We start from the raw sequence: 8,027 nt of genomic DNA on the forward strand, positions 1-8,027 counted from the left end.
CTAAAAACGTTAATTTTAAACAGCTAATTTTGAAACAACCCGTTTAGGACGCAAAATGATCTTAGATCTTTCGAGAAAATAGATAAATAAATCGTGTTTGACTAGAATCATGTTTTTTGAAGAAGGTATGAATAATTCAGGTATAATTTTACATTTTTATTCGAAATATCTAATAAGTACAATCTACATCATTACATACAAGTTTATCAAACTTTCTTAATTCCTAATGAAAATTCCATTAAAAAGATGACAATGGTATCTCGAGTTTACCATCGTCATCTTTAAAACAAATGCAAACTTTTAATAACAAATGACAAATATTAATATTTGTCATTTGTTATTTTGTGTGTTAATTATTGTACAGGAGGTGAGAAGCAACCCGTCTGTTGCCCTTCTATGAATAAAAAAACATCTATTTTAAGTAAATCAGAAATTTTAGATGCCGCTGAAAAGACATTGAGACGTTTTGGTCCTGATAAAACCTCAGTAACGGATGTCGCTAAAGAACTTGGGATTAGTCACGGAACCATCTACAGACATTATCCGAGTAAAGAAAAATTAAGAGAAGCTGTAACTGAAAGATGGTTAGATGAAAAAATTATTTTTCCTCTAACCGAAATTGCCGAAATGGAAACAAATGACCCTATTCATCATTTAAAAAATTATTTATTCAAGCTTATTGAGCTTAAACAAACGTATGCAAAATACGATCCAGAAATGTTTAAAATGTATGCTGAGGTAACAGAACATTCCGCAGAGCTAATTGATGAACATGTCAACCACATTATTGAGCAAATGAACGTATTGATTCATCAAGGGATAGAACGTCATCTCATTCAAAATATCGAAATAAGGACTTTGGCTCGTTCCATATTTTATGCTACATCAAGATTTCACCATCCCGCTCACGCTTATGAGTGGGAGAACGAATCAATTAAAAAAGAAATTGAGGACGTCTGGACTTTAATCACATATGGTTTTTTTAAATCTTATCAAGAAAAGGATGATTGTAAATGACTAAAACATTACTAGGTAAAGTCGCTATTGTGACTGGTTCCTCTCGTGGAATTGGTCGTACTATTGCTGAAACATTGGCAACTGAAGGAGCAAGTGTTGTTGTTAACTATTCAAATAGTGCAGTAAAAGCAAATGAAGTCGTGGAAGACATACAAACAAAAGGTGGAAAAGCAACTGCTATACAAGCCGATATCAGTAAACTTAATGATATTAAAAAGCTTTTTGAAGAAAGTAAAGCAGCATTTGGGAAAATTGATATTCTCGTTAACAACGCTGGGATTATGATTAACAAACCTCTACAAGATGTCACTGAGGAGATATTTGATAAGCAATTTGCTATCAATGTAAAAGGAACTTACTTCGCCTGCAAAGAAGCTCTTCATTATTTAGAAAACAATGGTCGTATTATTAATTTTTCAACTTCTGTTGCAGGTCAAATGTTTCCTTCCTACAGTGTTTATGCAGGCACAAAAGGAGCAGTTGAACAATTTACTCGACAACTCGCCAAAGAGTTTGGCCCAAAAGGAATCACAATAAATGCCATAGCTCCGGGTCCTGTAAATACCGAACTCTTTACAGTTGGAAAAACAGAAGCCCAAATTGAAGGTATGAAAAAAATGAATGCATTTGGCCGAATTGGAGAAACCGATGATATAGCCAATATTGTTAAACTTTTGGCTAGCGAAGATTCGCAGTGGATCTCCGGACAAACGATTAGGGCTAATGGTGGTTTTATTTAAAATCGTATATTTTTCTCTCGCCGCTTAAATTGGTAAGCGGTGTTTTTTTGCTATTGAACTATAGATGATCTCTTGATACTATAATTGTAATTTAATACTATTGATCTATCGATTTTTTCTAAATATTTCAACTATATCACTTCCACTGAAGGAGTCACCCTATGTCCCGATCGAAAATATTGCTTGCCTACCTATCTATCATTCTCTTTGCTATGATCATTGGTTTTTCCTTTATGTTTGTGAAAATAACCATTTCTTATGCACATCCACTGGATATTCTAGCACATCGATTTACCATAGCTTTTCTCATCATGCTCATTCCTTTAGTATTCGGTTGGATGAAGCTTTCACTAAGCCCTAAAGATATGTTGAAGCTTTTGCCACTTGCTTTGTTTAATCCTGTGTTATATTTTTCATTCCAAGTATTGGGCCTTATAACGATAACGTCTTCTGAAGCAGGCATTATTCAAGCCTTACTCCCCATTATGACCCTTTTCTTTGCCTCCATTTTTCTTAAAGAAAGAATGAACCTTTGGCAAAAAGGGGCTATTTGTTTATCTGTGATTGGGGTTGTGTTTATTTTTATTATGTCAGGAGCAAATCTCGGACACTTGCATATCTCGGGTATACTTCTTATCTTTCTAAGCACTTCAACCTATGCAGCTTACAATGTATGCGCTCGGAAATTCGCCAAAGATTATCGGATGGATGACATGACGATTTCTATGATTACGATAGGTTTTATATCTTTTAATGCGCTTTCTATTGGATGGCACGTTGCTAATCACTCCATCTCTGACTATGTGCAGCCTTTGTTTCATCTTCAATACGTCCTATCGGTATTGTCTTTAGGTATCCTAGCCTCATTCTTTACATTTATATTAACTAACTTTTCATTATCTATACTGGAAGCTTCAAAAGTCGGTATCTTTATGAACCTTAACACCATTGTTGCCTTATTCGCAGGTCATTTTGTTTTAAAAGAAAAACTATTCTACTATCATTATATCGGTACCATTTTGGTTCTTATCGGTGTTATATGCGTTAATTTATTTTCTTCAAATCCTAGAAAAAAGTCAGGGCAAATGGCATCGTAATACCGGAAATATAAAAAACATTTCAGAAAGGAAGAATAAAATGGACAAACTTAGATACCCTATAGGTTCATTTCAAGCACCTAAAATTTATCTGAAGAGGACCGAAGAAAAAAGATTGAAATTATTAAAAATATCCCCCTACGCTTAAGTCAAGCGATCGACGGTTTAACAGCGGAACAATTAGACACGTCTTATCGCGAAGGGGGCTGGACACTTCGCCAAGTGGTTCATCATATCACGGATAGTCATTTAAACGGTTATATGAGATTTAGATTGTGTTTAACAGAAAGTGAACCTACTATTCGACCTTTTGATCAAGATGGTTGGGCAACACTTTCAGACGCTAAAACCGCTGATCCTTCTGTTTCTTTAAGTTTAATAGAAGGACTTCATGCTCGTTGGGTAATGTTACTAGATTCACTGACTGAGGAAGACTTTACACGTCAGTTTTTCCATCCTGATTCACAAGAATTAATTGATCTAAATACAGCCGTGTGTATATACGCTTGGCATGGCGAACATCATATTGCTCATATTGTAGAGAAACGTAAAAGAGAAAATTGGTAAAAAAAATTTCTTAATACTACGCTAAGTTTGGCTAAAAGTTGCCAAACTATTTTTTTAACGTTATTCACTCTTACCAGATAATTTTTCTTAAATTTCCTCGATGATATATTTTTCATTGACATTTCAATAAAAGAAACATATTATGTATTTAGATATTTATCTAAATATCTAATAAAAACTTTTATTTACGCTCACAAGGAGAAAAGAGGGATTGACATGAATGATGCTTTCAAGGCATTGTCAGATCCAAGTAGGAGAAAAATCCTAAACTTATTAAAAAAGAATGAATTATCTGCAGGAGAAATTGCTGATCATTTTAATATGACAAAGCCAAGTATTTCGCATCATTTGAATCTGCTAAAACAAGCGAACTTGGTGGATTCTGAGAAAAAAGGGCAACAAATTATTTATTCAATAAATACAAGTGTGTTTGAGGATGTTGTCACTTGGTTTATGGATTTTCTAACAAAGGAAGAAAAGGGGCAAATGAAATGAAAAAACATTGGTTTAGTTTGCTATTATTGATATTCACTATAATTGTAACCTGTATTTCTTATCCGTACTTACCTCAGCAAATCGCTGTGCATTGGAACTATAGAGGCATTCCTGACAGCTTCAGTCACAAATCCTTTGGAGCATTTGTCATTCCTGTCATTATGTTGGTTTTATATCTTGTATCTTTGAAATTACCTAAAATCGATCCAAAAAAAAAGAATTACGAACGGTTTCAAGGGACGTATTTTAGGATAATAAACGGAATTCTATTATTTCTGTTTCTCATCCAGCTGATGCAAATTATAAGTGGTTTAGGAAAAGCAAATCCAAAATACATTATTCCTGAACTTATAGGTCTTTTATTTATATATATTGGTAATTTAAGTCCAAAATTTAAACCCAATTATTTTATTGGCATTCGTACACCATGGACGCTAGCAAATGACGTTGTTTGGAAAAAAACTCATCGGTTAGGCGGAAAAATTTTTGTTATATTGGGCTTATTGTTGTTATTAGTTCCTGTTTTACCCGTTGCAATTCAAGCTTACTTTACAGTTATAGTTATACTAATCTGTTTAGCATCTATTGTTTTTTCTTCTTACTATTTTTCCATTAAATTGTAAGAGTATTTATGTCATGTATCTAGTAAAAAAGCCATTAGGAAAATGCTGTTCATCAAAATAGTATCGGTCATCAACGAAACTAAAAACAAAAGTCCTCAAAATATAAAATCTATGTTTTGAGGACTTCTTCTATTAAGGAAGATATACAAAGTCGTGTAAGCGATCCACTTCTTTTGTTAATTCGTCAGTCCAAGTCAATTCACTAGCTTTAATAGCATCAGTGACATGGTATGGCTTACTTGCACCTACAATAGCTGAAGTAATACCAGGTTGATTAAAGACCCAAGATAGGGCAAACTCTGATAGACTTTGATTATATTTTTTAGCTAGTTGACTGTATGCTTCCACTTGTTTAAAGTTGCGTTCAACGAATAATTTCTGTAAATTAACTTCACCATGTGCCGCACGGCTCTCAGGTGGTGCATCATCAGGGCTGGTGTATTTACCTGTTAATAGCCCCCGCGCCAATGGGCTATATACGATAATTCCGACCCCCTCTTCTTGGCTATAGGGGATTAATTCCTGTTCGATTTCTCGATAAAGTAAATTATACCGTGGTTGAATAGATATAAATTTTTCTAAATTCATCCGTTCACTAATCGCATGGGATTTCGCAAGTTGATATGCAGCAAAATTCGAGCAACCTATGTAACGTACTTTTCCTTGACGAACTAAATCATCCAAGGCTCTTAATGTTTCTTCGATTGGTGTATCAGGATCAAAGCGATGCACTTGATATAAATCGATATAATCTGTTTGCAATCGAAGTAAAGACTGATCTACTTCCTTCATAATATGAAGTCTCGATAACCCAGATTCATTCCTGCCTCTGCCCATCGGTAAACCTACTTTTGTCGCTAAGACGATATCTTGGCGCCGTCCGGCTAAAGCTCGACCAATAATTTCCTCAGAAGCTCCTGTACCATACGGATAGGAAGTGTCTTGTCCCTTCCCATAGAAATTTGCCGTATCAATAAAATTTATACCATTTTCTATAGCTGTATGAAGAATTTCTACGGATGCATCTTCATCAATCCATCTGCCAAATGCCATTGTTCCTAAACAAATATTTGAAACTTCAAGACCTGTATTTCCTAACTTCCGATATTCCATAGCTTGCACCTCTCAAGTTAAGGTTTTTATAACGCAACTAGAATATGAAACTCATGATAGATTATGCGATATAGACTATCAAAAAGAAATAGAAAGATCAATTAATTTGAATCTTAAAGCAATTATTCTACATTTTTAACATCTGTACTGATCAAAATAACAAAAACTGCATCTTTCCAACATATCAGATCTCAATTATACTTTCGATTAAATCATGATTTCCAAGGAGTGAATGAAGAATGAATCCCATCCGTTTTTCTTTACGAGAGTGCCAAGATAATACTAAGATAATGTCTTTTTTAGAAAACGCGCGAATAGGTTTTTTAGGGTTGTCTGACAAACAAGCACCATATGTGGTTCCTCTTAATTTTGTTTGGTTTAATGAAGTTATTTACTTTCATGGTGCTGATTCTGGGAGAAAAACAAGTATTCTAAGCCAAAATCCCGAAACTTGTTTTACTGTTTGCGAAGAATATGGGACGATAACTCACCCGGTTCCAGCTCACACTGATACAGCCTATATGAGCGTGATGATATTCGGCCAGACCGAACGTGTCACAGATCTTAATGAAGCAACACAAGTCATGCAGCATATGCTAGATAAATATGTACCAGGATATTACGATCGAAAATTAGCGAAGAATCATGTGGAAAAATATCAATCTTCCTTGGGAAGCAAAACGGCTATTTATCGTATTCTCCCAAATTCTATCACTGCAAAAGAAAACCCAATGAATGAAGAACGGGCCTTCTATCCTGGTCGTAAGGTAACTGGAGATACATTGTAAACAACTTCTATCTAAAATATATCATAAATAATAAATCCAATAATAATTATGACGATGACAGCCATGCAGCCACCAGGTTTTCCGATATAAGTTCGATCAAAGACTTTGCGTTTATTGTCATTATCAAAGTATGGCAAGATGAAGCTCCTATGATTTTTTTACCCATTTTACCTTATTTTATCTAATAACATTCCAATAATAGGGCAAATTATTTGACTATCACCGTAGATACGTTATATGAATAGAGTGTTACATTCCATACATAGCTATGGTCTTTGTAAATACTTTATGAAAGTGAGTGACTAACATGGCAAATAAAGTACAACTCGGAAAATCAGAACTTTTCGTTAATCCTATTGGACTCGGCACAAATGCGGTTGGTGGACACAACTTGTATCCTAACTTAGATGAAGAAGCAGGAAAAGACCTTGTTCGAACAGCAATTAACAATGGCATCAATTTATTGGATACTGCTTTTATCTATGGACCGGAACGATCTGAAGAATTAGTAGGTCAAGTCATTAAAGAAACAGGAAAACGCCAAGAAGTCGTTATCGCCACAAAAGGCGCTCATAAATTCGTAGGAAAAGACACCGTTTTTGACAACTCACCGGATTTCTTGAAAAAATCAGTTGATGAGAGCTTGAAACGCCTTCAAATCGATGTCATTGATTTATATTATATCCACTTCCCTGATCAAGAGACTCCAAAAGATGAGGCTGTTGGGGCACTTAAGGAGTTGAAAGATGCGGGCAAAATTCGTGCTATTGGTGTCTCTAATTTTTCTATTGATCAATTAAAAGAAGCCAATAAAGACGGTTACGTCGACGTTTATCAAGGAGAGTATAACTTACTCAAACGCGAGGCGGAAAAAGAGTTATTCCCATATGTACAAGAACACAACATCTCATTTGTTCCTTATTTTCCGCTTGTTTCTGGACTCCTAGCAGGTAAATACTCGATAGATACGAGATTCGACGATTTACGAAAAAATAACCCTGAATTTCAAGGGGTAAAATTTGTACAGAACTTAGCCAAGGTGGATAAACTGCGTCCAATAGCCGAAAGTAAACAAGTCGATGTTGCTCACATCGTTCTTGCTTGGTATTTAACTCGTCCTGCTATAGATGTTGTCATACCTGGTGCTAAACGTTCTGAGCAAGTGTTAAATAATTTGAAGACACTTGATGTTTCGTTGACAGAAGAGGAAATTAAAACGATTGATGAACTTTTTAGCTAATTAAGTTCAATACAAAAAAGCTCACAGATTGTGAGCTTTTTTGTATAATTTTTAATCCTAGATTATTCATAGTTGAATCACAATTCCTTGGAAAACACGATTAAATCAACAAATAATTTATATTTGATTTTTCACAAAATAAGTGAAAAGGAGCCTTTCCTTTGATATTGTATAAGTAACGACACAAACACAATTCAAGGAGGACTCCATAATGAAAAGTGTAACGGAAAAGTCACTTAACTTCAACAAAAGAATAAGGTTAATTTTGATGGTGGGAACTTAACCTCAGACTCAGGGTTATTATTGTATAAGGAATTTGATGAAAAAATTGGGCTAAGTCAGTCTAT

Annotated in this window: 9 protein-coding genes and 1 pseudogene; 8 read left to right on the top strand and 2 right to left on the bottom strand. The window is 34.7% G+C overall.

All coding sequences use genetic code 11. The features are described from left to right. The first annotated feature begins 396 nt into the window (after positions 1-396). From FG390_RS15490 to FG390_RS15515, 6 genes and pseudogenes are all read left to right on the top strand, one after another. On the top strand, positions 397-1,017 hold the full coding sequence (locus FG390_RS15490; protein ID WP_141191919.1) for a TetR/AcrR family transcriptional regulator: 621 nt from the start codon (positions 397-399) through the stop codon (positions 1,015-1,017). Continuing rightward, a complete protein-coding gene (locus tag FG390_RS15495; protein WP_141191920.1) occupies positions 1,014-1,757 on the top strand; it encodes an SDR family oxidoreductase in 744 nt (247 codons plus the stop codon). The genes FG390_RS15490 and FG390_RS15495 overlap by 4 nt, the downstream gene beginning before the upstream one ends. 161 nt (positions 1,758-1,918) lie before the next feature. Beyond that, positions 1,919-2,854 (top strand): DMT family transporter, encoded by a 936-nt coding sequence (locus FG390_RS15500; protein WP_141191921.1) that lies wholly within the window; start codon positions 1,919-1,921, stop codon positions 2,852-2,854. 40 nt (positions 2,855-2,894) lie between these two features. After that, a pseudogene (locus FG390_RS15505) lies at positions 2,895-3,421 on the top strand (YfiT family bacillithiol transferase). Positions 3,422-3,637: 216 nt separating this feature from the next. Then, the gene (locus tag FG390_RS15510) at positions 3,638-3,916 is read left to right on the top strand and encodes an autorepressor SdpR family transcription factor (RefSeq protein ID WP_141191922.1); all 279 of its coding nucleotides are present in this window, start codon (positions 3,638-3,640) and stop codon (positions 3,914-3,916) included. Further along, positions 3,868-4,539 (top strand): SdpI family protein, encoded by a 672-nt coding sequence (locus FG390_RS15515; RefSeq protein ID WP_141191923.1) that lies wholly within the window; start codon positions 3,868-3,870, stop codon positions 4,537-4,539. Before FG390_RS15510 ends, FG390_RS15515 begins: the two co-directional genes overlap by 49 nt. A 132-nt stretch (positions 4,540-4,671) precedes the next feature. Here the strand turns inward: FG390_RS15515 and FG390_RS15520 are convergent, their stop codons facing one another. Then, positions 4,672-5,652: an aldo/keto reductase gene (locus FG390_RS15520; RefSeq protein WP_141191924.1), complete on the bottom strand. Its 981-nt coding sequence runs from the start codon at positions 5,650-5,652 to the stop codon at positions 4,672-4,674. A 239-nt stretch (positions 5,653-5,891) separates the two neighbouring features. On the opposite strand from FG390_RS15520, the gene FG390_RS15525 reads away from it, so the two are divergent. Beyond that, the gene (locus FG390_RS15525; protein ID WP_141191925.1) at positions 5,892-6,440 is read left to right on the top strand and encodes a pyridoxamine 5'-phosphate oxidase family protein; all 549 of its coding nucleotides are present in this window, start codon (positions 5,892-5,894) and stop codon (positions 6,438-6,440) included. Positions 6,441-6,451: 11 nt separating this feature from the next. On the opposite strand, the gene FG390_RS16140 is transcribed toward FG390_RS15525, so the two are convergent. Further along, a complete protein-coding gene (locus FG390_RS16140) occupies positions 6,452-6,577 on the bottom strand; it encodes a hypothetical protein (protein WP_258311695.1) in 126 nt (41 codons plus the stop codon). A 170-nt stretch (positions 6,578-6,747) separates the two neighbouring features. On the opposite strand from FG390_RS16140, the gene FG390_RS15530 reads away from it, so the two are divergent. After that, positions 6,748-7,680, top strand: coding sequence for an aldo/keto reductase (locus FG390_RS15530; RefSeq protein ID WP_141191926.1), 933 nt, complete (start codon positions 6,748-6,750; stop codon positions 7,678-7,680). Positions 7,681-8,027 lie beyond the last annotated feature (347 nt).

The sequence above is a fragment of the Terrilactibacillus laevilacticus genome, from assembly GCF_006517395.1.
Classification (GTDB): domain Bacteria; phylum Bacillota; class Bacilli; order Bacillales; family Sporolactobacillaceae; genus Terrilactibacillus; species Terrilactibacillus laevilacticus.

Excerpts from the sequence above, each read along its gene's own strand:
- FG390_RS15490 (WP_141191919.1), top strand. The coding sequence starts at position 397 with ATGAATAAAAAAACATCTATTTTAAGTAAATCAGAAATTTTAGATGCC.
- FG390_RS15520 (WP_141191924.1), bottom strand. The coding sequence starts at position 5,652 with ATGGAATATCGGAAGTTAGGAAATACAGGTCTTGAAGTTTCAAATATT.
- FG390_RS15510 (WP_141191922.1), top strand. The coding sequence starts at position 3,638 with ATGAATGATGCTTTCAAGGCATTGTCAGATCCAAGTAGGAGAAAAATC.
- FG390_RS15525 (WP_141191925.1), top strand. The coding sequence starts at position 5,892 with ATGAATCCCATCCGTTTTTCTTTACGAGAGTGCCAAGATAATACTAAG.
- FG390_RS15495 (WP_141191920.1), top strand. The coding sequence starts at position 1,014 with ATGACTAAAACATTACTAGGTAAAGTCGCTATTGTGACTGGTTCCTCT.
- FG390_RS15500 (WP_141191921.1), top strand. The coding sequence starts at position 1,919 with ATGTCCCGATCGAAAATATTGCTTGCCTACCTATCTATCATTCTCTTT.
- FG390_RS15530 (WP_141191926.1), top strand. The coding sequence starts at position 6,748 with ATGGCAAATAAAGTACAACTCGGAAAATCAGAACTTTTCGTTAATCCT.